The organism is Streptomyces sp. NPDC002276 (genome assembly GCF_053891435.1).
The window spans coordinates 33,059-56,911 of record NZ_JBSFCQ010000004.1 but is presented as its reverse complement, the minus strand read 5'-3'; the positions used below and the strand labels follow the sequence as shown (position 1 = coordinate 56,911).

The 23,853-nt window shown below is 70.3% G+C and carries 22 protein-coding genes; 9 read left to right on the top strand and 13 right to left on the bottom strand.

All coding sequences use genetic code 11. From position 1 onward, the window contains the following. Nucleotides 1–4: 4 nt before the first annotated feature. The 7 genes from ACWIHT_RS12290 to ACWIHT_RS12260 all read right to left on the bottom strand — a co-directional run bounded on the left by ACWIHT_RS12290 (nt 5) and on the right by ACWIHT_RS12260 (nt 5,526). The gene (locus ACWIHT_RS12290) at nt 5–1,381 is read right to left on the bottom strand and encodes a nucleobase:cation symporter-2 family protein (RefSeq protein WP_456167168.1); all 1,377 of its coding nucleotides are present in this window, start codon (nt 1,379–1,381) and stop codon (nt 5–7) included. 207 nt (nt 1,382–1,588) lie between these two features. Further along, on the bottom strand, nt 1,589–2,968 hold the full coding sequence (locus tag ACWIHT_RS12285; protein ID WP_456167166.1) for an 8-oxoguanine deaminase: 1,380 nt from the start codon (nt 2,966–2,968) through the stop codon (nt 1,589–1,591). A 10-nt stretch (nt 2,969–2,978) separates the two neighbouring features. After that, nucleotides 2,979–3,863, bottom strand: a complete 885-nt coding sequence (gene pucL / locus ACWIHT_RS12280) for a factor-independent urate hydroxylase (RefSeq protein WP_456167164.1) — start codon at nt 3,861–3,863, stop codon at nt 2,979–2,981. 3 nt (nt 3,864–3,866) lie between these two features. Continuing rightward, a complete protein-coding gene (gene uraH, locus ACWIHT_RS12275; RefSeq protein WP_456167162.1) occupies nt 3,867–4,274 on the bottom strand; it encodes a hydroxyisourate hydrolase in 408 nt (135 codons plus the stop codon). Beyond that, on the bottom strand, nt 4,271–4,786 hold the full coding sequence (uraD, locus tag ACWIHT_RS12270) for a 2-oxo-4-hydroxy-4-carboxy-5-ureidoimidazoline decarboxylase (protein WP_456167160.1): 516 nt from the start codon (nt 4,784–4,786) through the stop codon (nt 4,271–4,273). The genes uraH and uraD overlap by 4 nt, the downstream gene beginning before the upstream one ends. A gap of 123 nt (nt 4,787–4,909) precedes the next feature. After that, nucleotides 4,910–5,278 (bottom strand): helix-turn-helix domain-containing protein, encoded by a 369-nt coding sequence (locus ACWIHT_RS12265; RefSeq protein WP_093629992.1) that lies wholly within the window; start codon nt 5,276–5,278, stop codon nt 4,910–4,912. Beyond that, on the bottom strand, nt 5,275–5,526 hold the full coding sequence (locus ACWIHT_RS12260; RefSeq protein WP_456167158.1) for a hypothetical protein: 252 nt from the start codon (nt 5,524–5,526) through the stop codon (nt 5,275–5,277). The genes ACWIHT_RS12265 and ACWIHT_RS12260 overlap by 4 nt, the downstream gene beginning before the upstream one ends. A 161-nt stretch (nt 5,527–5,687) precedes the next feature. Here ACWIHT_RS12260 and ACWIHT_RS12255 point away from each other — a divergent pair, with 161 nt between their 5' ends. The 3 genes from ACWIHT_RS12255 to ACWIHT_RS12245 all read left to right on the top strand — a co-directional run bounded on the left by ACWIHT_RS12255 (nt 5,688) and on the right by ACWIHT_RS12245 (nt 8,125). Next, nucleotides 5,688–6,527, top strand: a complete 840-nt coding sequence (locus tag ACWIHT_RS12255) for a TIM barrel protein (protein ID WP_456167156.1) — start codon at nt 5,688–5,690, stop codon at nt 6,525–6,527. A 25-nt stretch (nt 6,528–6,552) separates the two neighbouring features. Continuing rightward, nucleotides 6,553–7,446, top strand: a complete 894-nt coding sequence (locus ACWIHT_RS12250; protein ID WP_456167154.1) for a 2-hydroxy-3-oxopropionate reductase — start codon at nt 6,553–6,555, stop codon at nt 7,444–7,446. A 439-nt stretch (nt 7,447–7,885) separates the two neighbouring features. Continuing rightward, nucleotides 7,886–8,125: a hypothetical protein gene (locus tag ACWIHT_RS12245; RefSeq protein WP_456167152.1), complete on the top strand. Its 240-nt coding sequence runs from the start codon at nt 7,886–7,888 to the stop codon at nt 8,123–8,125. Between the two features lie 71 nt (nt 8,126–8,196). Here the strand turns inward: ACWIHT_RS12245 and gcl are convergent, their stop codons facing one another. After that, on the bottom strand, nt 8,197–9,981 hold the full coding sequence (gcl, locus tag ACWIHT_RS12240) for a glyoxylate carboligase (protein ID WP_456167150.1): 1,785 nt from the start codon (nt 9,979–9,981) through the stop codon (nt 8,197–8,199). 181 nt (nt 9,982–10,162) lie between these two features. Here gcl and ACWIHT_RS12235 point away from each other — a divergent pair, with 181 nt between their 5' ends. After that, on the top strand, nt 10,163–10,870 hold the full coding sequence (locus ACWIHT_RS12235; protein WP_456167149.1) for a hypothetical protein: 708 nt from the start codon (nt 10,163–10,165) through the stop codon (nt 10,868–10,870). On the opposite strand, the gene ACWIHT_RS12230 is transcribed toward ACWIHT_RS12235, so the two are convergent. Continuing rightward, nucleotides 10,867–12,492 carry an AMP-binding protein gene (locus ACWIHT_RS12230; protein ID WP_456168001.1) on the bottom strand — a complete coding sequence of 542 codons (1,626 nt, stop codon included), beginning with the start codon at nt 12,490–12,492 and terminating at the stop codon, nt 10,867–10,869. The genes ACWIHT_RS12235 and ACWIHT_RS12230 overlap by 4 nt on opposite strands. A gap of 32 nt (nt 12,493–12,524) precedes the next feature. Then, nucleotides 12,525–14,201, bottom strand: coding sequence for an AMP-binding protein (locus ACWIHT_RS12225; protein ID WP_456167147.1), 1,677 nt, complete (start codon nt 14,199–14,201; stop codon nt 12,525–12,527). A gap of 125 nt (nt 14,202–14,326) precedes the next feature. Between ACWIHT_RS12225 and ACWIHT_RS12220 the strand changes: the two genes are divergently transcribed. The 3 genes from ACWIHT_RS12220 to ACWIHT_RS12210 all read left to right on the top strand — a co-directional run bounded on the left by ACWIHT_RS12220 (nt 14,327) and on the right by ACWIHT_RS12210 (nt 19,150). Further along, nucleotides 14,327–15,160, top strand: a complete 834-nt coding sequence (locus tag ACWIHT_RS12220) for a response regulator transcription factor (protein WP_456167145.1) — start codon at nt 14,327–14,329, stop codon at nt 15,158–15,160. A 184-nt stretch (nt 15,161–15,344) separates the two neighbouring features. Beyond that, the gene (locus ACWIHT_RS12215) at nt 15,345–18,155 is read left to right on the top strand and encodes an ATP-binding protein (protein WP_456167143.1); all 2,811 of its coding nucleotides are present in this window, start codon (nt 15,345–15,347) and stop codon (nt 18,153–18,155) included. Between the two features lie 203 nt (nt 18,156–18,358). Next, the gene (locus ACWIHT_RS12210) at nt 18,359–19,150 is read left to right on the top strand and encodes a S1 family peptidase (RefSeq protein ID WP_456167141.1); all 792 of its coding nucleotides are present in this window, start codon (nt 18,359–18,361) and stop codon (nt 19,148–19,150) included. A gap of 112 nt (nt 19,151–19,262) precedes the next feature. Here the strand turns inward: ACWIHT_RS12210 and dmpI are convergent, their stop codons facing one another. Together dmpI and ACWIHT_RS12200 are read right to left on the bottom strand one after the other, a co-directional pair. After that, entirely contained in the window at nt 19,263–19,478 is a 216-nt protein-coding gene (gene dmpI, locus ACWIHT_RS12205; protein WP_456167999.1) for a 4-oxalocrotonate tautomerase DmpI, read from the bottom strand. A gap of 58 nt (nt 19,479–19,536) precedes the next feature. Beyond that, a complete protein-coding gene (locus tag ACWIHT_RS12200; RefSeq protein WP_456167139.1) occupies nt 19,537–20,439 on the bottom strand; it encodes a LysR substrate-binding domain-containing protein in 903 nt (300 codons plus the stop codon). 76 nt (nt 20,440–20,515) lie between these two features. Here ACWIHT_RS12200 and ACWIHT_RS12195 point away from each other — a divergent pair, with 76 nt between their 5' ends. Then, the gene (locus ACWIHT_RS12195; RefSeq protein ID WP_456167997.1) at nt 20,516–21,163 is read left to right on the top strand and encodes a LysE family translocator; all 648 of its coding nucleotides are present in this window, start codon (nt 20,516–20,518) and stop codon (nt 21,161–21,163) included. A gap of 73 nt (nt 21,164–21,236) precedes the next feature. Here ACWIHT_RS12195 and ACWIHT_RS12190 read toward each other — a convergent pair whose 3' ends face one another. Beyond that, nucleotides 21,237–22,349, bottom strand: coding sequence for a winged helix DNA-binding domain-containing protein (locus ACWIHT_RS12190; protein WP_456167995.1), 1,113 nt, complete (start codon nt 22,347–22,349; stop codon nt 21,237–21,239). 252 nt (nt 22,350–22,601) lie between these two features. Between ACWIHT_RS12190 and ACWIHT_RS12185 the strand changes: the two genes are divergently transcribed. Beyond that, nucleotides 22,602–23,780 (top strand): magnesium and cobalt transport protein CorA, encoded by a 1,179-nt coding sequence (locus ACWIHT_RS12185; protein WP_456167993.1) that lies wholly within the window; start codon nt 22,602–22,604, stop codon nt 23,778–23,780. Nucleotides 23,781–23,853 lie beyond the last annotated feature (73 nt).

Below are 23,853 nucleotides of genomic sequence, written 5' to 3'. Positions count from 1 at the left end.
TCGGCTAGGAGTTCGTGCCGGAGGCGCCGGCGTAGGGGAACAGTCGGCCGGTGCGGGGTGCCTCCTGCGTCTTCTGCCGTCGGCCGAGGTGGTTGAAGACCAGGTTCAGGGCCACCGCCGCCACGCAGCCGGTGGAGATGCCCGAGTCGAGGACGATCCGGACGGTCCCGGGGAACGCGTGGTAGAAGTCCGGTGCCGTGATCGGGATGATGCCGACGGCCAGCGAGACCGCCACGACCAGGACGTTGTCGCCCTTCTCCAGGCCCGCCTTGACCAGGGTCTGGATGCCGCTCGCGGCGACCGAGCCGAAGAGGACGACGCCCGCGCCGCCCAGCACGGGGCGTGGTACGACGGCGATGAGCGACGCGGCCATCGGGCACAGGCCCATCAGCACCAGGAAGCCGCCGCCGGTGGCGACGACGTACCGGCTGCGGATGCGGGTCATGGCGACCAGGCCGATGTTCTGGGCGAAGGCGCTGCACATGAAGCCGTTGAAGAGGGGGCTGATGGCCGAGCCGAGGGTGTCGGCGCGCAGGCCGGCGGCGATGGTCGCCTCGTCCGCCGGACGGTCCACGATCTCGCCCAACGCCAGCATGTCCGCGGTGGATTCGGTCATCGAGACCACCATCACGACGCACATCGAGACGATCGCGGCGAGCTGGAACTGCGGTGCGCCGAAGTGGAAGGGGGTGGGGAAGCCGATCAGGTCGGCGTCGGTGACCGGGGCGAAGTCCGTGGCGCCGAAGGGGATCGCGAGGAGCGTGCCGATCAACAGGCCGAGCAGGACGGCCACTTGCCTGACGAAGCCCCGGGTGAAGCGGCGCAGGACGAGCACGATGACGAGGGTCGCCGCCGCGAGTCCCAGGTTGGTCGTCGAACCGTAGTCGTCCGCCGAGGGGTTGGGTCCCTGCGCCCAGCCGAAGGCGACCGGCAGCAGGGACACGCCTATGAGGGTGATCACGGTGCCGGTGACGACCGGCGGGAAGAAGCGGACCGCCCTGCTGAAGAAGGGGGCGGCGAGGAACCCGAGCAGGCCGGCGACGATCACCGCGCCGAAGATCACGGGCAGCGCGTCGGACTTGTCCTTGGTGGAGGCGGCGATGGCGGTCATCGGGGCGACCCCGGCGAAGGTGACGCCGTTGACGAAGGGCAGCCGGGCGCCGATCTTCCAGATCCCGAGGGTCTGGAGGAAGGTGGCGAGACCCGCGGTGAAGAGGCAGGCGCCGGTGAGGAAGGTGAGTTCGGTGCCGGAGAGGCCGACGGCCGCCCCGACGATCAGCGGCGGGGCGACGACGCCCGCGTACATGGCGGCCACGTGTTGCAGGCCCGTGGTGGCCATCTTGAGTGCGGGGAGTTTCTCGTCGACGGGATGGGTGGTCACGGCGGTTCCTCCGGGTCAGCTGACACGTCGACTCTGACGTGGGTTTTGTGGAGGTGGTGCGCGGTCGTGCGGGACCGGAGGACGGAACCGAACAAAAGGGATGGGCAAGGCCGTTCCGGGGCGCGCGCATGCACGCCCCGGCCACGGCCACCGGATGAGGGCCGTCCCCCTCAACCGGAGATCTTGGACTGCTGGTAGGCCAACTGCTCAGCCCTGTGCGGCGATCCGTGCCAGCCGCCGGGCCTCTTCCCGCGTCGCGCGGGCGATGGCGTCCTCGTCCACGTGCAACAGGCGTCCCGCTTCTACGATCTGACGGCCGTTCACGAACGACGCGGTGACCGGGGCCGCCGCGCCGAAGACCAGCGCGGTCACCGGGTCGGCGATCGAGGCGTGGGCGAGGGTGTCCAGGTTCCACAGCACCAGGTCGGCCAGCTTGCCGGGCTCCAGGGAGCCGATCTCGCCTGCGCGGCCCAGGACTTGGGCGCCGCCGTAGGTCCCGAGGCGCAGCGCCTGACGGGCGTTCAGGGCCGCCTCGCGGTGGGCGCCGAGGCGGTTGATCAGGAGCGCGTTGCGCAGTTCGGTGTGGAGTTCGCCTGACTCGTTCGAGGCGGTGCCGTCGACACCGAGGCCGACCGGGACGCCGGCGGCGAGCATGTCGGGGACGCGGGCGATACCGGCCGCGAGGCGGGCGTTGGACGAGGGGCAGTGGGCGACACCGGTCTTCGTGCGGGCGAAGGCGGCGATGTCGGAGTCGTTCATGTGGACGCAGTGCGCCATCCACACGTCCTCGCCGAGCCAGCCGGTGGACTCGAAGTAGTCGGTCGGGCCCATGCCGAACAGCTCCTTGCAGAACTGCTCCTCCTCGACCGTCTCCGAGCCGTGCGTGTGCAGCCGCACCCCGAGCCGACGGGCCAACTCGGCGCCCTCCCGCAGGAGTTCGGTGGAGACGGAGAACGGCGAGCAGGGGGCGACGGCGACCTGGGTCATCGCGTCGAAGGAGGCGTCGTGGTGCTCCCGTACCGTCGCCTCGGTCGCGGCAAGGGCGCCCTCCAGGGTCTCCACGGCGAAGTCGGGCGGCAGTCCGCCGTCCTTCTCGCTGCGGTCCATCGAGCCGCGGGCCAGCGTGAAGCGGACGCCCATCTCGCGGGCGGCGCCGATGATGGCGCCGGAGAGGTCGCCGGAGCCCTTCGGGAAGACGTAGTGGTGGTCCATCGCGGTGGTCACCCCGCCGCGCGCCATCATCGCGAGGGAGCCCTGCGCGGCGGCGCGGACCATCGGCTCGTCGATGCGCGCCCAGGTCGGGTACAGCGCGACGAGCCAGTCGAAAAGGTTGTGGTCGGTGGCCAGGCCCCGGGTGATCCACTGGTAGAAGTGGTGGTGGGTGTTGACCAGGCCGGGGGTCACCAGGTGACCGGTGGCGTCGATGCGCCGGACCACATCCGTGAGCCCCTCGGGGGCGCTGCCCGCGCCGAGCGACTCGATGCGGTTGCCCGCGATGACGAGATGACCGGTGGCGTACTCGGTGTCCTGGGCGTCGACGGTGGCAAGGGAACAGTTCTCGATGACGATGCGCTCAACGGCTGCCATGGTGGGTCCTTCAGAGGTTGGTGAGGTCAGCCGGGATCTTCGCCGCGCAGCCGTCCCGCAGGACGGTCGCCTCGATCAGGCCGTAGGGGCGGTCGGCGGCGAAGTACACCTCGTTGTCGTTCTTCAGCCCGAACGGCGCCAAGTCCACAAGGAAATGGTGCTTGTTGGGGAGCGAGAAGCGGACCTCGTCTATCTCGTCGCGGTTGTCGATGATCCGCGAACCCATCTGGTACAGGGTCTGCTGGAGCGAGAGCGAGTACGTCTCGGCGAACGCCTGGAGCATGTGCTGCCTGGTCCGCTCGTAGGAGGACTCCCAGTCGGGCATCTCCTGTGCGTCGTCGGACCAGTTGAAGCGCCAGCGCCCGGAGACCTCGGTCGCCAGGATGCGGTCGTAGGCCTCGGGGAGGGTCGTGTACTTGTCCTTGACGTAGCCCCAGAACTCGGAGTCCGTCGAGTTGAGTACCGTCAAGTCCTTGAGCCCGGAGACGACTTCCCAGCTCCGGCCGTCGTAGGTGATCTGGGTGAGCCGGGTCTCCTGGCCCTTGCGGACGAAGGAGTGGCCCCCCGTCGTACGCTCCCAGGCGTACTCCTCTATGCGGATCCGCGCGGTCCTGATCGGCTCCTGGCTGGTCACGAAGTGCCGGGCGAGGTGGATGCCGAACTGCTCGGCGGACTCGATGCCGTGCTCCTTGGCGAACGCGTACACCGTGTTCTTGGTGGTGTCGGTCGGCAGCACGTTGGCGTTCGAGCCGGAGTAGTGGACCTCGTCCATGTCGCCGCTCAGCGACACGGACACGTTGAGGTCCTTGATGTGGTGGGTGGCGCCGTCCCGCGTGATCTTGACGACTCGGTTCTCGGCCTTGCCGTACTGGTTCTGGCCCAGGATCGTGGTCATGTGCTAGCTCCCTCGATATACGGAGTAGCCGAACGGGTTGAGCAGCAGCGGTACGTGGTAGTGCTCGCCGGGCTCGACGGCGAACGTGATCGCCACCTCGGGGAAGAACACTCCGGTCGTACCGCTGTCCCGGTTCGCGGGGGCGTCCTGCTGCGCATCGGCTTGCTTGTTCTCTGAACGCTGGAAATACGCCTCGACGGCGAAGTCGAGCCGCACGTGCGTGGTACCCGCCGGCAGCGCCGGAAGGTCCTTGCACCGCCCGTCCGCGTCGGTCGCGGACCCGCCGAGTGCCTGCCAGTCCGCCAACGTACCGCTGCGGGCGGCGAGTTGGACGGCGACGCCGGTGGCGGGGCGGCCGATGCTGGTGTCCAGGACGTGCGTGGACACCGAGGCGGTGGTGCTGCTGCTCATACCGCTTCTTCCTCTACGAGCTTGGCCAGCCGGATGCGGTTGATCTTCCCCAACTCGGTGCGGACGATCTCGCGTTCCCGCTCCGGCGGGTTGCCGATCCGTTCCCTGACCGCGTCGCGCATCTGCTCGCCGGTGCGGCCGGTGGCGCAGATCAGGAAGACATGGCCGAACCTCTCCTGGTACGCCAGGTTGAGGTCGAGCATCTCCGCCCTGAGTTCCTCGGAGGCGCCCGCCATGCCGCGCTGTTCGCGGGCGGAGGTCGGGTCGCCGGGCTTGGGGCGGCCGATCGGCGGGTGGCCGGCCATCGCCTCGCCGAGGTCGTCGGCGGTCAGGTCGGCCATCGCGGCGTCGCTCTCGGCGTAGAGGTCCTCGGGTCCGCCGTACGGACGGCTCGCGAGCAGTCGCCTGGCCCACGCCGTGGATGCGCACACCTCCAGGAGGGCGGCGAAGGCCGCGTGGTCCTCCAGGGTGTTGAACCGGGCGAGACCCGGCGGCGTGGAAGTCGACGTCACGGGAGCCTCCGTGGCCTTGTGCTGATCGGGCTGGCAGTAGCTAACGCCCCTCGGCAACACCACGTCAACACTTTGTTGAAAATTCGGGGTAACAACCGGGCCGCCCAGCCCCCTCCCCGCGACTCAGCTCTCCTTCTCGCGGTTCAGGTAGTTGTACACGGTGAACCGGCTGACCCCGAGGGCGCTCGCCACGGTCTCCACGCCGTGCCGTACCGAGAAGGCGCCGCGCGCCTCCAGTATCCGTACGACCTCCTGCTTGGCCTTGCGGTCCAGGTCCGCGAGGGGCTTGCCCTTCTTGCGCTCCATGGCGGCCAGGATGTGATCCAGCGAGTCCGCGAGCTGCGGCAGCCGTACGGCGACCACGTCGGCGCCCTCCCAGGCGAGCACGACGTCGTCGGGGCCGGCCTCGTCGGGCGGGACCAGCTCGCCGCCCATCGCGTCGACCAGCGGTTTCACGGCCGTGATGAAGGGCTCGTCGCCGAGGCCGGTCACCGGTCGCCCTCGCCGATCACGTTGAGCTGGAGCGAGATCCGGGTGGCACCGGCCTCCAGGGTCCTGCGCAGCACCGCGTCGACGGCGCCGAGCACCGCGTCGGCACCCCCCTCGGCCGTGTTGCCGAACGGCCCGACGTCCACGGCGTCCAGCTCCGCCCCCTCGATGACCTCCCTGGCGACCAGCGCATGCGCGGGGGCCTCGTCGAGGTCGAAGGGCTCTGTCGTGAACTCCACTCGCAATCGCACGCGCACAACCTAACGCGCGGTGCCGTTTTCCGCCGAGCCCCCTTGACAAGCCTCGACACTCGACGGCAATCTTCCATTAAGCAGAAACAATATTCCACGATACGGAATCTCAACGCAGTGCCTCGACACGGCATCCCGACACGGAAGGGAGCGCGACCCCGATGCCAGCTTTCAAATGGGACACAGCCGCAGACCAGCGCTTCAACGTCAACCTGTCGATCCTCTTCACCGAACTCCCGCTCCTGGAGCGCCCCGCGGCAGCGGCCGCGGCGGGCTTCACCGCGGTCGAGCTGTGGTGGCCCTGGGTCGACTCCCCCACCCCCGCACAGTCCGAACTCGACGCCCTCAAGCGGGCGTTGGAGGACGCGGGCGTCCAGCTCACCGGCCTGAACTTCTACGCCGGACAGCTCCCCGGACCGGACCGCGGCGCCCTGTCGATCCCGGGCGAGGAGTCGGAGCGGTTCCGCGCGAACATCGACGTGGCCGCCGACTTCGCGGGCTCGCTCGGCACCACCGCGCTCAACGCGCTCTACGGCAACCGCGTCGCGGGCGTCGACCCGGCCGAGCAGGACGCGCTCGCGCTGGAGAACCTGGTCCTCGCGGCCCGCGCCGCCGACCGGATCGGCGCGATCCTCCTGATCGAGGCGCTGAACCGGCCCGAGTCGCCGCTGTACCCGCTCGTCAGCGCGCCCGCAGCCGTGGGGGTCGTCGACAAGGTGAACGCGGCGACCGGCCTCGGCAACGCGCGCTTCCTCATGGACCTTTACCACCTGTCCATGAACGGTGAGGAACTCCCGTCGGTGATCGAGGAGTTCGCGGCGAAGACCGGCCATGTGCAGATCGCGGACAACCCGGGCCGCGGCGCCCCCGGCACCGGCACGCTCCCCCTCGAAGACCTCCTCGGCCGGCTGAGGAAGGCCGGTTACGACGGCTGGGTGGGCCTGGAGTACAAGCCCGGCGACCGCCCGAGCGCCGAGGCCTTCGACTGGCTGCCCCGCTGACCCCTTTCCTGGAAGGCCCCCACCCATGAGCAACGTACTCCCCAAGATCGCCTGGATAGGCCTCGGCATCATGGGCTCCCCCATGTCCGAGAACCTCCTCAAGGCGGGCTACGACGTCACCGGATTCACCCTGGAACAGGACAAGTTGGACCGCCTGGCCAGCGCCGGCGGCAGCGCGGCCGGTTCCATCGCCGAGGCCGTGCGCGACGCCGACGTGGTGATCACGATGGTGCCCGCGTCCCCCCAGGTCGAGACCATCGCCTACGGCCCGGACGGCATCCTGGAGAACGCACGCGCCGGCGCCCTGCTGATCGACATGTCGTCGATCACCCCGCAGACCTCGGTCGACCTCGCAAAGGCGGCCGCGGCCAAGGGAGTTCGGGTCCTGGACGCCCCCGTGTCGGGCGGTGAGGCCGGTGCGATCGAGGCCGTGCTGTCCATCATGGTCGGCGGCGACCGGGCCGACTTCGACCAGGCGCGGCCGATCTTCGACGCGCTCGGCAGCACCATCGTGCTGTGCGGTCCGCACGGCTCCGGCCAGACCGTGAAGGCCGCCAACCAGCTGATCGTCGCCGTGAACATCCAGGCGTGCGCGGAGGCCGTGGTCTTCCTGGAGAAGTCGGGCGTGGACCTGGCCGCCGCCCTCGACGTCCTCAACGGCGGGCTCGCGGGCTCGACCGTGCTGACGCGGAAGAAGGACAACTTCCTCCACCGCGACTTCAAGCCGGGGTTCCGGATCGACCTGCACCACAAGGACATGGGCATCGTCACGGACGCGGCCCGCAACGTCGGCGCCGCGCTCCCGGTCGGCGCGGTGGTGGCCCAACTCGTCGCGTCCCTGCGGGCGCAGGGCGACGGCGGCCTCGACCACTCGGCGCTGCTGCGCGCCGTAGAGCGCCTCTCCGGCGCGCGGCTCTGAGACTTCCGGGCGGCGTCGGCGCCGACAACTGTCCTGTCGCGCCCAGGCGTTGACGCCGCCCGGAATCATGCCTGACCGAGTACGAACAGACGGCCCGTGTGTGCCGGACGACCCGGATGAGGGGTGGTCGTCGGCACGGCGCGGGCGGGGCCAGGACCGCGGCGGAGTGCGAGCCAGTGCGGTGGTGAAGGTCCCGGGACCTCCTGCTCGACCTGAGAGAAGGAGCCCCGGTTCCGTCGCGACCGCCGCGGTCCCAGCCGACACACCGGCCCCCGAAGCACCGACCTGAAGCATTCCTCCCCATGACCCCGTCCGGCGGCGCGAATGTCCTGTCGCGCCCAGCCTCGCGCCGTCGGACGGCCACCACACAGAGCGCCGGAGACGGCGCTCTTCGGTGTTTCCGGGTGCGGATCCGTCGTACTCGCAGGAGCCTTGACGCATGACACATCCACCGACGGAGTTTCCGCACATCGTGGTCCATCCCCCGGCCCTGGACGGCTCCCGTCGGGTCACCACCGGCGACGAGACCCTCGGCCTCGCCTCCCATCTGGACGACGTCGTCGAGATCCTGCGGCTGGCCGACCTGGACCGGATCGAGGTCGAGGAGAGCGATCTCATCGAGTGGCAGGGCGGCGGACCGGAGGCCTGGCCGGGGCTGTCGGAACACCACGATCAGTAGGAGTGAGCAGTTCGGAGCAGAACAGAGGGGGCCGTCCCTCAAGGACGGCCCCCTCTGTTCCTCCCGCGGTCTCAGACCTTCAGCGGCCTGATGGACGTCGGGGCATGCCCCGGTTCCGTCGCGATCTCCTCGAACTCCACCACCTCGCCGATGTCGTTCGTCCGGCTCATCGAGATGTTGGTGACGCGCTCCAGGATCGCCTCGACGACGACCGGCACCCGGAACTCCGCGGCGAGCTTCTTCGCCTGTTCGAAGGCGGTGCCGAGGTCGGCGGGGTCGGTGACCCGGATCGCCTTGCAGCCCAGGCCCTCGACGACCTTGACGTGGTCGACGCCGTAGACGCCCAGCTCCGGCGAGTTGATGTTCTCGAATTCCAAGTTGACCTGGAAGTTGATGTCCAGGCCGAGCTGCGCCTGCCGGATGAGGCCCAAGTAGGCGTTGTTCACCAGGACATGGACGTACGGGATGCGGTGCTGAGCCCCAACTGCCAGTTCCTCGATCATGAACTGGAAGTCGTAGTCGCCGGAGAGCGCGACGACGGACGCCTCGGGGTCGGCCTTGGCGACGCCGAGCGCGGCCGGGATCGTCCAGCCGAGGGGGCCCGCCTGGCCGCAGTTGATCCAGTGGCGGGGGCGGTAGACGTGCAGCATCTGGGCGCCGGCGATCTGCGAGAGACCGATCGTGGAGACGTACCGGGTCTCCGGGCCGAAGGCCTTGTTCATCTCCTCGTAGACGCGCTGCGGTTTGATCGGGATGTCGTCGAAGTGCGTACGGCGCTGGAGAGTTGACTTCTTGTCCTGCGCCGAGGCGGCCCAGGCGGAGCGGTCGGGCAGGCTGCCCGCGGTCTTCAACTCCCTTGCCACGTCCACGAAAAGCTCCAGCGCCGCCTTCGCGTCGGAGGCGATGCCGTAGTCGGGGGCGAAGATCCGGCCGATCTGGGTGGGCTCGATGTCGACGTGGACGAAGGTGCGCCCGGCGGTGTAGACGTCCAGCTTTCCCGTGTGGCGGTTGGCCCAGCGGTTGCCGATGCCGAGGACGAAGTCGGACTCCAGGAAGGTCGCGTTGCCGTAGCGGTGCGAGGTCTGGAGGCCGACCATGCCGGCGTTCAGCTCGTGGTCGTCGGGCAGGGCGCCCCAGCCCATCAGGGTGGGGACGACCGGGACGCCGGTCAACTCGGCGAACTCGACGAGGAGTTCGGCCGCGTCGGCGTTGATGACACCGCCGCCGGCGACGATCAGCGGCCGTTCGGAGGCGTTCAGCATCCCGAGCGCCTTCTCGATCTGGGCGCGGGTGGCGGAGGGCTTGTAGACCGGCAGCGGCTCGTACGTCTCCGGGTCGAACTCGATCTCGGTGAGCTGGACGTCGATCGGCAGGTCGACGAGGACCGGGCCGGGACGGCCCGAGCGCATCAGGTGGAAGGCCTGCTGGAAGACGCCCGGGACCTGGGCCGCCTCCAGGACGGTGACCGCCATCTTCGTGACCGGTCCCGCGATGGCGGCGATGTCGACGGCCTGGAAGTCCTCCTTGTGGATCACGGAGGTCGGGGCCTGGCCCGTGATGCAGAGGATCGGGATGGAGTCGCCGGTCGCGGAGTAGAGGCCGGTGATCATGTCGGTGCCGGCCGGGCCCGAGGTGCCGACGCAGACGCCGATGTTGCCGGGGCGGGTACGGGTGTAGCCCTCGGCCATGTGCGAGGCGCCCTCGACATGGCGGGCGAGGGTGTGGTGGATGCCGCCGGCGGCCTTGAGGGCGGCGTAGAAGGGGTTGATCGCCGCGCCGGGGACGCCGAACGCGTCGCTGACGCCCTCGCGCTTGAGGATCTCGACTGCCGCGCGGGCAGCGGTCATACGAGCCATGGAGTACTCCTGCTTCGGCTGTCGGACTCGCGTCACCGGCGCGCCCCGCGGTGAGCGATTCCGCATCGGGTTCCACATCAACTTCCACATTGTGGAACTTGAATTCTACTATCTGGAAGAAATGTAAGTGGAGGCACGAAGGCCGTCAAGAGACGGACAAGCAGGGGTTTCCAGGAGGACTATGGGGCGCATGTCCGAGAGCGTGCCGGTGCGCTGTCCGGCCTGCCGCCGTGAGCACGTCTACGCCGCGCCGTCCTATCCCTGTGTCTGCGGTGCCCCCGTGGCCCCGCCGCTCGATCCGCGCAGCGCGGCCACGGTCGTGAGCCACCGGGTCTGGGACGAGGACTGGATCGCGGTGCGCTGCGAGGCCTGCGGGCGGCTGGACGAGTGGCCGTACCCGGAGCTGGGCTGCCCGTGCGGGACGCTGCTGCGGATTCCCGTCGCCGGGGAGGAGCCGCCGGCGCAACCGGCCGCGAGCGTCGCCTTGGTCGACACCGGCGCGCGGGACCGGCCCGCGTTCCAGCCCGTCACGATCCGCACCGCGCGCGACGCGGTCACGGCCGCCGCGCTCTATCTGCGCTGGCTCGGCTACCGGGACATCCGCCGCGCCGACCAGCGGCCCCCGTCCGGCATCGGCCTGGCCGCCCGCGGCATCCTGGCGCAGGTGGACCCCACCGTGCGCCCCGCCTCACTCCGGGACGTGGAGTGCCTGTGGCTGACGGCGATGACGGAGTCCACGGGCTGCGTCTACTTCTCCCTGGCCGGATACGCCGACGACGCCCGAGTCCGCGCCGACGCCCTCGGCGTCCCCCTCTTCGTCCTCGACCTCACGGGCACACCCCAGCCGATGAACGAACCGGCGGACCAACTCGACGCGGCGGGCGGTTAGTTCGAGGGCTGGTTCGAGGAGTCGCCCCCGGGGCGACGGTCCCGTACCGCCCGTTCCCGCAGTTCGATCTTCCGTACCTTCCCCGAGACCGTCATCGGGAAGGCGTCCATGATCTGGAGCAGGGTCGGGATCTTGTAGTGGGCCAGCCTGTCCTCGCAGAAGGCGCGGAGTTCCTCCAGGGTCAGGGGGTCCGCCGGGTCGCGTGGGATGACACAGGCCAACACCTCCTCGCCGTAGCGCTCGTGAGGCACTCCGACCACCTGGACGTCGGCGATCCTCGGGTGGGTGTAGAGGAACTCCTCGATCTCGCGCGGGTAGATGTTCTCGCCGCCCCGGATGATCATGTCCTTGATGCGGCCGACGATCTCGACGTAGCCGTCCTCGCGCATCATGGCCAGGTCACCCGTGTGCATCCAGCGGCCCGCGTCGATCGCCTCGGCGGTCTTCTCGGGCTCGTTCCAGTAGCCGAGCATCACGCTGTAGCCGCGGGTGCACAACTCCCCTGCGGTACCCCGGGGTTGGGTGACTCCGGTCGCCGGGTCCACGACCTTGACCTCCAGGTGGGGCAGCACCCGCCCGACCGTGCCCGTGCGGTGTTCCAGGTCGTCCTCCCGCCGCGTCTGGAGCGAGACCGGGGACGTCTCCGTCATGCCGTAACAGATGGAGACCTCCGCCATGTGCATCTCGGCGACCACCCGTTTCATCACCTCGACCGGACAGGGCGAGCCCGCCATGATGCCGGTACGGAGGGACGAGAGGTCGTAGGACGCGAAGTCGGGGAGGTTCAACTCCGCGATGAACATGGTCGGTACGCCGTAGAGGGAGGTGCAGCGCTCCCGCTGTACGGCGTCCAGTGTCGCCGCCGGGTCGAAGGACGGGGCCGGGATGACGATGCACGCGCCGTGCGAGGTCGCCGCCAGGTTGCCCATCACCATGCCGAAGCAGTGGTAGAAGGGCACCGGGACGCAGACCCTGTCCTGCTCGGTGTACGTGATCAACTCGCCCACGAAATAACCGTTGTTGAGGATGTTGTGGTGGGAGAGGGTGGCGCCCTTGGGGAAGCCGGTCGTGCCCGAGGTGTACTGGATGTTGATGGGGTCGTCGCAGGAGAGTTCCGGGTACGGCTCGTTTCCCGTGCCACGGCTCAGCAGCGCATCCCAGCTCGGGTCGCCGATGTACACGACCTCGCGCAACTCCGGGCACTTGCCCCGCACTTGGTCGACCATCCCCCGGTAGTCGCTGCTCTTGTGGGCGACCGAGGCGAACAGGACCGAGATGCCCGCCTGTTGGAGGACGTACTCGACCTCGTGGGTGCGGTAGGCCGGGTTGATGTTCACCATGACCGCGCCGATGCGGGCGGTGGCGTACTGGACGAGCACCCACTCGGGGCAGTTGATCGCCCAGATCCCGACCCGGTCGCCCTTCGCCACCCCGCTCGCGAGCAGCGCGCCCGCCAACCGGTCGATGTCGGCGGCGAATTGGCCGTAGGTCCAGCGTCGCCCGGACGGTACGTCGACGAGCGCCTCGCGGTCGGGCCAGGCGGCGACCGCCCGGTCGAGGTTGGCGCCGATGGTGTCGCCGAGAAGTGAAGTCCCGCTGGTTCCATGGCTGTACGAGTTCATCGGCGAGTTCGACGGCGGGTTCGACGGCGAGTTCATCGGAAGTCCTCCTCGCGGTACTCGGCGGCCGACCCCGCGGCCGTCGCCTCGCGCAGTTCGATCCGGCGGATCTTGCCGGAGACGGTCTTGGGCAGGTCGGCGAACTCCAGCCGCCGGATGCGCTTGTAGGGGGCGAGGATCTGGCGCGAGTGCTCGAACAGCACCTTCGCGGTGTCGGGCCCCGGCTCCCAGCCCGCCGCGAGCACGACGTACGCCTTCGGTACCGCGAGCCGCAGTTCGTCCGGCGCGGGCACCACGGCGGCCTCGGCCACCGCCTCGTGCTCCAGCAGCGCACTCTCCAGCTCGAACGGCGAGATCTTGTAGTCGGAGGCCTTGAAGACGTCGTCGGAGCGGCCGACGTAGGTGATGTAGCCGTCCTCGTCGCGGGAGCCGATGTCCCCGGTGCGGTAGTAGCCGCCTGCCATCGCCTCCGCCGTACGGTCGGGGTCTCCGTGGTAGCCGGTCATCAGGCCCACCGGGCGGTTGGACAGGTCGAGCGCGATCTCGCCCTCGGTCGCGCCCGGGGCACCGGACACCGGGTCGAGGAGTTCGACGCGGTAGCCGGGAGTCGGCCGGCCCATGGAGCCGGTCTTCAGCGGCTGGCCGGGGCTGTTGGAGACCTGGACGGCGGTCTCCGTCTGCCCGAAGCCGTCCCGGATCGTGACGCCCCAGGCCCGCCGCACCTGCTCGATGACCTCGGGGTTCAGGGGTTCCCCGGCGGCCAGCGCCTCGCGGGGCGGGGTGCGCAGCTGGGTCAGGTCGGCCTGGATGAGCATCCGCCACACGGTCGGCGGGGCACAGAACGTGGTGACGCCCGCGCGGTCCATCTCGGCCATCAGCCGGACCGGGTCGAAGCGCGTGTAGTTGTGGATGAAGACGGTCGCCTCGGCGTTCCAGGGCGCGAACAGGTTCGACCAGGCGTGCTTGGCCCAGCCGGGCGAGGAGATGTTGAGGTGCACGTCGCCGGGCTGGAGGCCGATCCAGTACATGGTGGCCAGATGGCCGATCGGGTACGAGGTGTGGGTGTGCTCGACCAGCTTGGGGTGGGCGGTGGTACCCGAGGTGAAGTACAGCATCAGCGGGTCGTCGGCCCGGGTCGGGTCGGGATCCGGTACGTAGCGGGAGGCGGAGGTGTCGTACATCTCCTGGAAGTCCTGCCAGCCCGGCCGCTCGCCGCCGACGGCGATACGTGTGTAGTCGCCGGGCACCTCGTCGAACTTGCCGGTGTCCTCGGCGCGCACGATGACATGCCGGACCCGGCCGCGCTCGACGCGGTCGCGCAGGTCGGCGGGGCCCAGCAGCGGGGTGGCCGGGATGACGACGGCACGCAGCTTCATCGCGGCCAGGGCGGTGATCCACAGTTCGGACTGGTTGCCGAGCATGACCAGGATCCGGTCCTCGGCGCGGACGCCCCGGGTGCGCAGCCAGTGGGCGGCCTGGTCCGAGCGGACGGACAGCTCACCGAAGGACAGCTGGGTCTCGCGGCCGTCCTCCTCGACGATGTGCAGCGCGGTGGCGCCGTTGCCGTACGCGATGACGTCGAACCAGTCGGTCGCCCAGTTGAAGTGCTCGGGCCGGGGCCAGGAGAAACCCTCGTAGGCCGTGGCATAGTCCTCGCGATGTGCCAACAGGAAATCCCGCGCACCGCGGAACGACTCACTCGCCGTCGTCATCTGTCCTCCTAGTAACCGGACCATTGCCGGGCGGCTCTCTGACATCGTGTAATCCGTGATGTGGGTCTCACTACCCCCGTACGGGGGTGTGTGCAGCAGAACGGCCGCAACGAAGGGGCAAGCGGGTGGCGACGGACGCGGCGGGGATGGTGGAGATTCAGGCGGCACTGGTACGGCTCCGGCGCGGCACGGGGCTGCCAGTCGCCTTCGGCGGCCTGGTGGAGAGCGGTCGGCAGCAGATGCGCATCAGCGAACTGAGCGGCACGCTGACCCCGTCGCTGCGCGCCCTCGCGGTGAACTCGGGCAACGGTCTCGGCGGCAAGGCCGTCGCCCTCGCCCGCCCGTGCGCGGTCCTGGACTACTCGGCCTCCCGCCAGATCAGCCACGAGTACGACGCCCAGGTGGCCGCCGAGGGCCTGCGCGCGATCCTCGCGGTCCCGGTCGTCGTACGACGCCGGGTGCGCGGTGTCCTCTACGGCGCGCTGCGCACCGCCCAGCCGTTGGGCGACCGGATGCTGAGCGCGGCGATGGCGGCGGCCCGGGACGTGGAACAGGCGCTGGTGGTCCGGGAGGAGGTGCGGGAGCTGCTGAGCGCGGCGCGTCCGGCACCGGCCCCCGACCCGGCGGCGAGCGCGGTGTGGGAGCAGGTGCGGGAGGCGCACGCGGCGCTGCGGGCACTGGCCCCGCGTATCCCGGACCCGGCGCTGCGGGCCGAACTCCTCGACGCCTGCGGCCTGTTGACGTCCGAGGCGGCCGCCGGGGAGGTGGAACTGGCGCCCCGGGAAATGGACGTACTGGCGTGTGTGGCGGCCGGGGCAACGAACGCGGTGACGGCGGAGCGGCTCGGGCTGCGGCCGGAGACGGTGAAGGGGTATCTGCGCTCGGCGATGCGGAAGCTCGGCGCGCACACCCGCGGGGAGGCCGTGGTGGCGGCCCGGCGGGCGGGGGTGCTGCCATGAGACGGGCCCGGGTGCGGGCCCAGATGCGGGCTCGGGGACCGACTCCGGTGAAGGCAGTCTATTCATTCATCGGAGCTTTGAATTTCCTTCTGTCACACGGTTGTTATTTCCCTCACGACCCCATCCATCCGAATTTCAAGGACTGATTGCCTAATATTGGCCCGGACACGACACGAGGGGAGCGGTGACCGTGCGACGGGACTTCAAGGAGCCTGCCAGATGCCGCCCCGACCTGGTCATCGGCCGGGAGGACATGTTCAACGCCGCCCGTGACCAGCTCGCCGGCGGTGGCAGTGTGCTGCTCCACGGCCCCGCCGGAATAGGAAAGTCGACCGTCCTGCGGGCGCTGAGCGCGGAATACGGCGACTCGGCGCGGACCGTGTTGCGCTGCTCGGCCACGGAGTCCGAATCGCACCTCCCCTTCCTGGCCCTCGCCGACCTCCTCGGTCTGGTCCTCGACGAGGTGTCCGAGCGGCTGCCCGCCGCCCAGCGCACGGCACTGGAATCCGCGCTGACCGGACGCGGCGAGTCCTCCCTCCAGCGCGACGGACTCGCCCTGCGCCTCGCCGTCCTGTCCGCGCTGCGCGCCCTCGCCACCGACGGCCCCGTCCTCGTCGTGGCGGACGATTTGCAGTGGCTGGACCCGGCCAGCGCGGAGCTGCTCGGCTTCGCCGCCCGCCGCCTCGGCGACACCCAGGTGCAGATGATCTTCGCGGTGCGCACCGAGGGCCAGGAGTACGACCGCTATCTGAACGCCTCGCCGCCGGACACCCTCGCGTTCCGGCTCAGCCCGCTCTCCCGGGCGCAGGTCTCCGCGCTGCTCGACGACCGCGGCTACACCGGGCTGCCCCGCTCCACGGTCCGCGAGATCCACCGCACCAGCGGCGGAAACCCGCTGTTCGCACTGGAGTTGGGCCGCGCCCTGGCCGAGAACCCGACCCCGCCCAGACCCGGCGAGCCGCTCCCCGTGCCGACGTCACTACGCGCGTTGGTGCTGAGCCGGCTCGACATGCTGCCCGCCGAGGCCCGCCGCACCCTGCTGGTCGCGAGCGCGGGCGCCCGTCCGACCGTAGCCCTGCTCCAGACGGCCGGCCGCGAGAACGCGGAGGCGGAGACCGCGCAGGCGGCCGAACTCGGCCTGCTGGCAACGGAACCCGAGGGTCCCGCCGTACGGTTCGCGCATCCGCTGATCTCCGCCGCGCTGTACGCGGAGGCCCCCGCGCAGGAACGGCGGGCCGCGCACGCGGCGCTGTCGACGGCGGCCTCCGACCCCATCGAGCGCGCCCGGCACCTGGCCCTCGCGACCACCGGCACCGACCCGGAGGTCGCCGCACGGCTCGCCGAGGCCGCCACCCTGGCCCGTGATCGCGGGGCGCCCTCGGTCGCCGCCTCCCTCGGACTGCTGGCCGCCCGGCACACCCCGGGCGACAGCGTGCCGGGGCCCGACGAGCGGCGGTTGCAGGCCTCCGAGGACGCGATCACCGCGGGCGAGCTGGACCTCGCCCGGGACATCGCGCGCGAGGTGCTGACCCGTACCTCGGTGCCCGCCGAGCGGGTGCGGGCCTGGATCATCGTCATCGACACGGCCGGTCACTCCATGGCGGACGTCGACGCCGTCTTCCCGCAGGCCCTCGCCGACGCGGGCGACGACCCCCGGCTGCTCGCCCTGGTCCGCTACCAACTGGCCTGGCGCGCCCTGCTCGTGGAGGGCGACTTCGCCGAGGCCCGGGCGGAGACCGCCCGTTCGGCCGAACTCGCGGCACTCGCCGGCGACCGGCGCACCGAACTCCTCGCGCTCTCCTTCCAGGCCCAGGCCGAGACCCTGATGGGCCATCCGGACGCGCCCCTCACCATCAAGCGCGCGCTGAAGGAACCCCAGGACCCGAGAGTGGCCTGCCATCACAACGGCGCCGGTTCGGCCCGCTTCCGCTGGCTGGTGATGAGCGATCAGCTGCCGGAGGCCCGCGCCACCATCACCGCGCTGCTGCGCGAGGTGCGGCGGCGCGGCTCGGTGGAGAGCGAGGTGCACTTCCTGCGCGGCTTCGCCGAGACCGAACTGCGCTCCGGGCACTGCGGACGCGCCCTCGACCTGGCCCGCGAGGGCCTCCGCCTGGCCCGCGACTCCGGCATAGGGCAGACCGCGTCCGCGATGCTCACCGCACTCGCCGAAGCCTCCGGCGGTGACGTCGAGGAAGCCCTCGCACTCGCCCGGGAGGCGGTCGAGCACGCCGAGGAGGACGGCGACCAGATGTATCTGTCCCGGGCCCTCGGCGCCCTGGGATACGCCCAGTTGGTCGCCGGGGACGCCCACGGCACGGTCCGCTCACTGCGCCGCGTGCGCGAACTGGAGCAGGCCCTCAAGGTGACCGACCCGGCACGCGGACGCTGGCACGGCGACCTCGCCGAGGCCCTCGTGCGGATCGGCGAGACCGCCGAGGCCCAGGACGTCATCGACGTGACCCGCGAACGCGCGCTGCGGCTCGGCCGCGAGAGCGTCCTCGCCGTACTCGACCGCGCCGAGGCCCTGGTGCGGGCGGCACGCGGCGAACACGACGCCGCCGTAGCGCAACTGACGTCCGTTCAGGACCGGCTCGCCAAGCTCGGCTACGGCCTGGAGGAGGCCCGCGCCGCGTTCGCGCTGGCGTCGCTGCGCACCGGGGAGCCCGGACCGACGTCGTACGACGAGGCGGCCCGGCTGTTCCGGCGCTGCCGGGCGCTGCCCTGGCTGCGGCAGGTGGACGAGGCGGCCGTCACCCGGCCGCCGACGCCCGTGCCCGCACCCGCGCCCGCTCTGGAGGGGCTCGACGGGCTGGCCTCGATGGAGCGTCAGGTCGCCGCGCTGGTCATGGAGGGCGCCACCAACCGGGAGATCGCCGCCCGGCTGTTCATCAGCGTCAAGACGGTCGAGGCCACGCTGACCAGGGTCTACCGGAAGCTGGGGATCCGCTCGCGGGTGGATATCGTCCGACTGGCGGCGGGGCGCCGTCCGAACTGAGGACCCTACGGGTTAACTGTGCGGCGACCGAGGGTTTTCCCTGCCCAACTCCCCTAGGGGGTTCCCTCATTGGGAGCAGGGTGTGCCGGGTTCTAGCTTATGGGTGTGCCGCTCGCCCGGGCATACGGGGGTCGGTCCCGCGACCCCCGTAGCACACCCCCACACCCGCGCGACCCCCCACCGGCAACCCAATGAGGAGACTCATGTTCGGGCTCAACCGCGCCAAGAGAACCACCGCAGTCGTCGCAGCAGCCGCCGCTGCCGCAGCGACCGCACTGCTCAGCGCCCCCACCGCTGTGGCAGCCCCCCAGCCCATCGTCGGCGGTTCCACGACCACGACGACGTCGTACCCGTTCGTCATGCAGATCACGGACGCCTCGCAGAACCAGTTCTGCGGCGGCACGCTCGTCTCCGCGACCAAGGTGGTCACCGCCGCCCACTGTATGGTCGGCGAGACCACCAGCAGCGTCCGCGTGGTCGGCGGCCGTACGTACCTCAACGGTACGAACGGCACCGTCAGCAAGGTCAGCAAGATCTGGATCAACCCCAGCTACACCGACGCCACCAACGGCGACGACGTGGCCGTGCTGACCCTCTCGACCTCGATGCCGTACACGACGGCGTCGTACGTCTCCTCCTCACAGACCAGCGTGTACGCGGCCGGCACCACCGCCCGCATCCTCGGCTGGGGCACCACCTCGGAGAACGGCAGCTCCTCCAACCAGCTGCGGACGGCGACCGTGCCGATCGTGTCCGACACCAGCTGCAAGAGCTCCTACGGTTCGGACTACATCGCGTCCGACATGGTTTGCGCCGGATACACATCCGGTGGCGTAGACACCTGCCAGGGCGACAGCGGCGGTCCCCTGCTCATCGGGGGCGTCCTGGCAGGGATCACTTCTTGGGGCGAGGGCTGTGCCGAGGCGGGTTACCCGGGTGTCTACACCCGGCTGACCACGTTCTCCAGCCTGGTGACCACACAGGTCAACTCGTAACCCGGAAGGTCTCCTGAGTACTCCTCAGGGAAAAACCAGGGTGCGTTGCGGGCTTCCACGAGCAGCCCGCAACGCACCCTATCCATGTGCCCGGTGAGCCTTTCGATGCCCGCTACTTGTCGGCGATGAGCTGTCCGGCCGCGCCCCAGCTGTCGGCGGGCACCTCGTGGATCCACACCTGCACGGTCTCGGCGGGGATCTTGTACGCGTCGACGAACGCGTCGGTGACCCGCTTGACGAGGTCCCGCTTCAGCTCGACGTCACGCGGTCCCTGCTGGATGGTCACGATGGGCATGCTGAACTCCCTTGAGTGGTGCGCCTGTCGGATGACTCCAGTTCATCGCGCCGGCCGTCCCCGACCAAGCGGCAGCTCGCGAACGCGGCGATCAGTTCTCGTGATCGCCGCAGGCCAGCAGCAGGGTGTCGAGATGCGGGGACGGGTTCGTGGCGTGCACGGCGAGCCCCGTCGAGAGGGCCAGCCCCGGCGCCGCGAACGGTACGAAGGCCACGCGCGGGTGGTGCAGCATGCGCGCGTGGGAGGCGTAGACGACGGTCCACAGCATGGGGGTCCCCCCGGTCGAGCGAAGTCGAGAGTGGGGGAGGGTGCCGATGCTGGCGAGGGTGTCCTGGAGGGATCCGCTCACCGGTCCGGGCAGCGGCTCGAACCCGGCCGAGTGACAGGCGCCGACGACCAGATCGACCAGCGCCGGATTGTTCCGGCGCTCGGTGAGGGCGAGGGGCAGCGCGGCCAGTTCGGCGACGCGGATCTCGGGGCGCCGGGCGAGCGGATGCGAGGCCGGGACGGCCGCGACAAGGGGATCGGGCCACAGGGGCAGCACCCGTACACCCGGCACCGGCTCGACGGCCCGCACGAACGCGGCGTCCAGCTGCCCGCCCGCGACCCGGGCCAGCCGCTCCCCGACCGGCAGTGAGAACAGCTCGACGGGCACGTCCGGCGCCCGCTCGGCGAACGCGCCGAGGACCCGGTCCAGATGCGCGCCGAGCCCGGTACTGGTCCCGATCCGCAGCCCCGGCGGCGGGGCGACGGCGGCACGGGCCCGCTCGGCGGCGGCCAGCACCGCCCGCGCCTCGGGCAGCAGCCGCTCCCCCGCCCCCGTGAGCCGCACCCGCCGGGGCGACCGGTCGAACAGCTCGGCGCCCAACTCCCGCTCCAGCCGCCGGACTTGCTGACTGACCGCCGACTGCACGATGTGCAGCCGCTCGGCGGCCCGCCCGAAGTGCAGCTCCTCGGCGACCGCGACGAAGTAGCTGAGCTGCCGCAGTTCCATGGGTTCGACTCTAGAGGGGGCTCCCGCACTCCTGTTTCAATGAGCTTTCAATGAGCGCCGGATGGGAGTGATGGCCATGGTGTCCACGGACCGTTTTCTCGCCTTCGCGGCGATGTCGTTGCTGGTGATCGTGATCCCGGGACCGAGCGTCCTGTTCGTCATCGGCCGCGCGCTCGCCCACGGCCGCCGTACGGCGGTGGCGACGGCGATCGGCAACGTCTTCGGCTCGTACCTGCTGGTGACGGCGGTCGCGTTCGGCATCGGCTCGCTCGTCGAACGCTCGGTCACGATCTACCTGACGGTGAAACTCGCGGGCGCGGCCTACCTCGTGTACCTCGGGGTCCAGGCCTTCCGCCACCGCAAGGACCTGAAGGCCTCGGCGATGCGGACCGACTCGTCATCAGAGCCGCGCGGCGACCTGCGCACGGTCCTGGACGGCGCCCTCGTCGGCGTCACGAACCCCAAGGGCGTGGTGTTCTTCGCCGCCGTACTCCCCCAGTTCGTGAACCACTCGGCGGGCAGTGTCCCCCTCCAGATGCTCCTGCTGGGCCTGATCCCCATCTCCATCGGCCTGGTCACGGACACCCTGTGGGGCCTGACGGCCTCGGCGGCCCGCACCTGGTTCGCCGGCTCCGACCGCCGTCTGTCCCTGATCGGCGGCGCGGGCGGCTGCACGATGATCGGCCTGGGCGTGACGGTCGCGCTGACGGGCCGAGCGGACTGAACCTCTACTGCCCCGACCTCTACTGTCCTGATCTCTACCGCGACCTCTACTGTCCCGACCTCTACAGCGACCTCTACTGCCCTACGACGGTCCCGAACCGGATGTCGTACGACGTCCCCGGGTGCATGGTGTCGAGCATGCGCGCCCCTTCGGCGGTCACGTCGTCGCGCTGAGCCTTGGTCAGTCGGCCGAAGGGTTCGACGACGAGGTGGTGGCCGTCGCCGTCCTCGATCTTCCAGACCCCGGCGAGGAAGCCGTCGACGAGGAGCGTGCGGTGGGCGACGTTGCCCTGCCAGGCGCGGCCCCAGTACTCGGCCGGTACGACCCGGGTGCGGTCGGCGTGGGAGAGGAGCAGGTTGTCGAACTCGGGCAGGAAGCGCGGCGGGGCCGGGGTGTCGGCGGCGGGGCGGGGCGCGTCCGGGAGGTCGAAGAGTTCGACGCCGTTGGGGTCGTAGAAGGTGACGAGTCGCGGGCGCAGCCGTTCGAAGGCCTCGCGCAGCCGGGTCAGGCCGGCCCAGGTCTGCATGTCCTTGACGGAGGCGGGGCCGAAGGCGGCGAGATAGCGCAGCACGGTCGCGTCGGGGGTGGGGACGGGTTCGGCGGGCCGGCCGAGCCAGTGCTCGACGGTGGTGAGCGCGACCTGACCGCTCCTCCCCCACAGCCCGCGCGGGGTGACCTGGACGAGCGGGAGCCGGCAGCGGGCGGCGATCGCGAGGGCCTGCGGATCGGCGTCCGGCCACTCCACGAGCAGCGCCTCGCGCAACTCCTTCATGGTGCGCGGCTCGGCCTCGACGAGTTCCCGGGCGAGTACGGCGAGCCGGTCCAGGTCGACGCCGACGAGCCCCCTGCGGAAGGCGCCCAGCTCACGGTCGCGGGCGGCCTGCACGAGTGGGCGCAGGGTGAGGGCGTCGGCGGCCGTGTGGGTGTGGATGGTGGACCGCATGGTGACGATCCGGACGACCTCCCGCTCGGCCATCGGCCCGGACAGTTCCTCGGGCGTGAAGCCGTCGAGGCGGGCGGCGAGGGCGTAGTACGGCGGCTTGACGTTCTGGGCCTGGAGGCCGAGGAGATGTTCGACGGCGGCGTGGGCGGAGAGGGCGGAGCGGCGCAGGAGGAGCTGCCGGTCGAGGGTGGCGCGGTTGAGGGCGCGGAGGTCGAGTACGGGAGCGGTCGGGTTCTTCGCCATCGTGGTCTTCTCCTTGGTCACACTCCGCACGCTAGCGAGGATTGCGGACACGTTCGGTCCGCAACTCTCACCGAATCCCGGACCCGATCACACGCCGAGGTTGTTTGGCCCCGTATATCCTGCTCGTGCCCCTGCTCCGTGATCACGCAGCCACAGGCCCGATCGAGAGGCACCGCGATGCCCCAGCGACGCGCCCGCCCCACCGCGAAGAACGGCTGGACCGGCAGGAACGGCAAGAGCGGCGGAAATGGGATGAACGGCAGGAACGGGAAGAGCGACAGGAACGGCAAGAGCGGCAAGACCGGCAGGCTGTCCGGTTGGCGCCGCACCCCCGCCCCGCCCCCGACGCCCACGCCCGAACCCTCACCCTCCTCCTCCACCGACGCACCCCCCTCCGAACCCTCCGACGCGGGCAGCGTCGTCCAGGCCGCGCTGTACCGGGACGGGGTGCGGGTCTCGGCGCCGGACACCCTCGCCGACACCTTCCGCGAACTGCGCGAACAGCCGTCCGGCATGGCCTGGATCGGCCTCGCCCGCCCCACCGAGAGCGAACTCCTCTCCCTGGCCGCCGAGTTCGACCTCCACCCACTCGCGGTCGAGGACGCGATGGAGGCCCACCAGCGCCCGAAACTGGAACGCTACGGCGAGACGTTGTTCGTAGTCCTGAGCGCCGCCCGGTACTTGGACACACCGGAGGAGGTCGACTTCGGCGAACTCCATGTCTTCGTAGGCCCGGACTTCGTGATCACGGTCCGGCACGGCGCGGCCCCCGACCTCTCCGCCGTCCGCCAACGCATGGAGGAATCACCGGAGTTGCTGAAGCTCGGCCCCGAGGCGGTGCTGTACGCGATCCTCGACGCGGTCGTCGACGGCTACGCGCCCGTGGTCGCCGGCGTCCAGACCGACATCGACGAGATCGAGACGGAGGTCTTCCGCGGCGATCCGGCGGTCTCCCGCCGCATCTACGAACTCTCCCGGGAAATGGTCGAGTTCCAGCGCGCCACCCGTCCCCTGGTGGGCATGCTGCACAGCCTGATGGCGGGCTTCGCGAAGTACGGCACGGACGAGGAACTCCAGCGCTACCTCCGCGACGTGGCCGACCACGTCACCCACACCAGCGAACAGGTCGACGGCTTCCGCCAGGCCCTCACGGACATCCTCACGGTGAACGCGACCCTGGTCACCCAGCAACAGAACGCGGAGATGCGGGCGTTGGCGGAGGCGGGGTTCGAACAGAACGAGGAGATCAAGAAGATCTCTTCTTGGGCGGCGATTCTGTTCGCGCCGACGTTGGTCGGGACGATCTACGGGATGAACTTCGATCGGATGCCGGAGTTGCACTGGGTGCTCGGGTATCCGTTCGCGATTCTGTTGATGGCGGTTGTATGTAGCAGTTTGTACGTGATCTTCAAGCGGAAGGACTGGCTCTGAGTAGTCGTCCTGGGAGACACGACCTGCGGTAGCTCGCCGGACGTGGAGGCGGACGTGTGCGGGAATGGGCCGC

Excerpts from the sequence above, each read along its gene's own strand:
- ACWIHT_RS12285 (WP_456167166.1), bottom strand. The coding sequence starts at position 2,968 with ATGGCAGCCGTTGAGCGCATCGTCATCGAGAACTGTTCCCTTGCCACC.
- pucL (WP_456167164.1), bottom strand. The coding sequence starts at position 3,863 with ATGACCACGATCCTGGGCCAGAACCAGTACGGCAAGGCCGAGAACCGA.
- uraH (WP_456167162.1), bottom strand. The coding sequence starts at position 4,274 with ATGAGCAGCAGCACCACCGCCTCGGTGTCCACGCACGTCCTGGACACC.
- ACWIHT_RS12255 (WP_456167156.1), top strand. The coding sequence starts at position 5,688 with ATGCCAGCTTTCAAATGGGACACAGCCGCAGACCAGCGCTTCAACGTC.
- ACWIHT_RS12250 (WP_456167154.1), top strand. The coding sequence starts at position 6,553 with ATGAGCAACGTACTCCCCAAGATCGCCTGGATAGGCCTCGGCATCATG.
- ACWIHT_RS12245 (WP_456167152.1), top strand. The coding sequence starts at position 7,886 with ATGACACATCCACCGACGGAGTTTCCGCACATCGTGGTCCATCCCCCG.
- gcl (WP_456167150.1), bottom strand. The coding sequence starts at position 9,981 with ATGGCTCGTATGACCGCTGCCCGCGCGGCAGTCGAGATCCTCAAGCGC.
- ACWIHT_RS12235 (WP_456167149.1), top strand. The coding sequence starts at position 10,163 with ATGGGGCGCATGTCCGAGAGCGTGCCGGTGCGCTGTCCGGCCTGCCGC.
- ACWIHT_RS12230 (WP_456168001.1), bottom strand. The coding sequence starts at position 12,492 with ATGAACTCGTACAGCCATGGAACCAGCGGGACTTCACTTCTCGGCGAC.
- ACWIHT_RS12225 (WP_456167147.1), bottom strand. The coding sequence starts at position 14,201 with ATGACGACGGCGAGTGAGTCGTTCCGCGGTGCGCGGGATTTCCTGTTG.
- ACWIHT_RS12210 (WP_456167141.1), top strand. The coding sequence starts at position 18,359 with ATGTTCGGGCTCAACCGCGCCAAGAGAACCACCGCAGTCGTCGCAGCA.
- ACWIHT_RS12200 (WP_456167139.1), bottom strand. The coding sequence starts at position 20,439 with ATGGAACTGCGGCAGCTCAGCTACTTCGTCGCGGTCGCCGAGGAGCTG.
- ACWIHT_RS12195 (WP_456167997.1), top strand. The coding sequence starts at position 20,516 with ATGGTGTCCACGGACCGTTTTCTCGCCTTCGCGGCGATGTCGTTGCTG.
- ACWIHT_RS12190 (WP_456167995.1), bottom strand. The coding sequence starts at position 22,349 with ATGGCGAAGAACCCGACCGCTCCCGTACTCGACCTCCGCGCCCTCAAC.
- ACWIHT_RS12185 (WP_456167993.1), top strand. The coding sequence starts at position 22,602 with ATGAACGGCAGGAACGGGAAGAGCGACAGGAACGGCAAGAGCGGCAAG.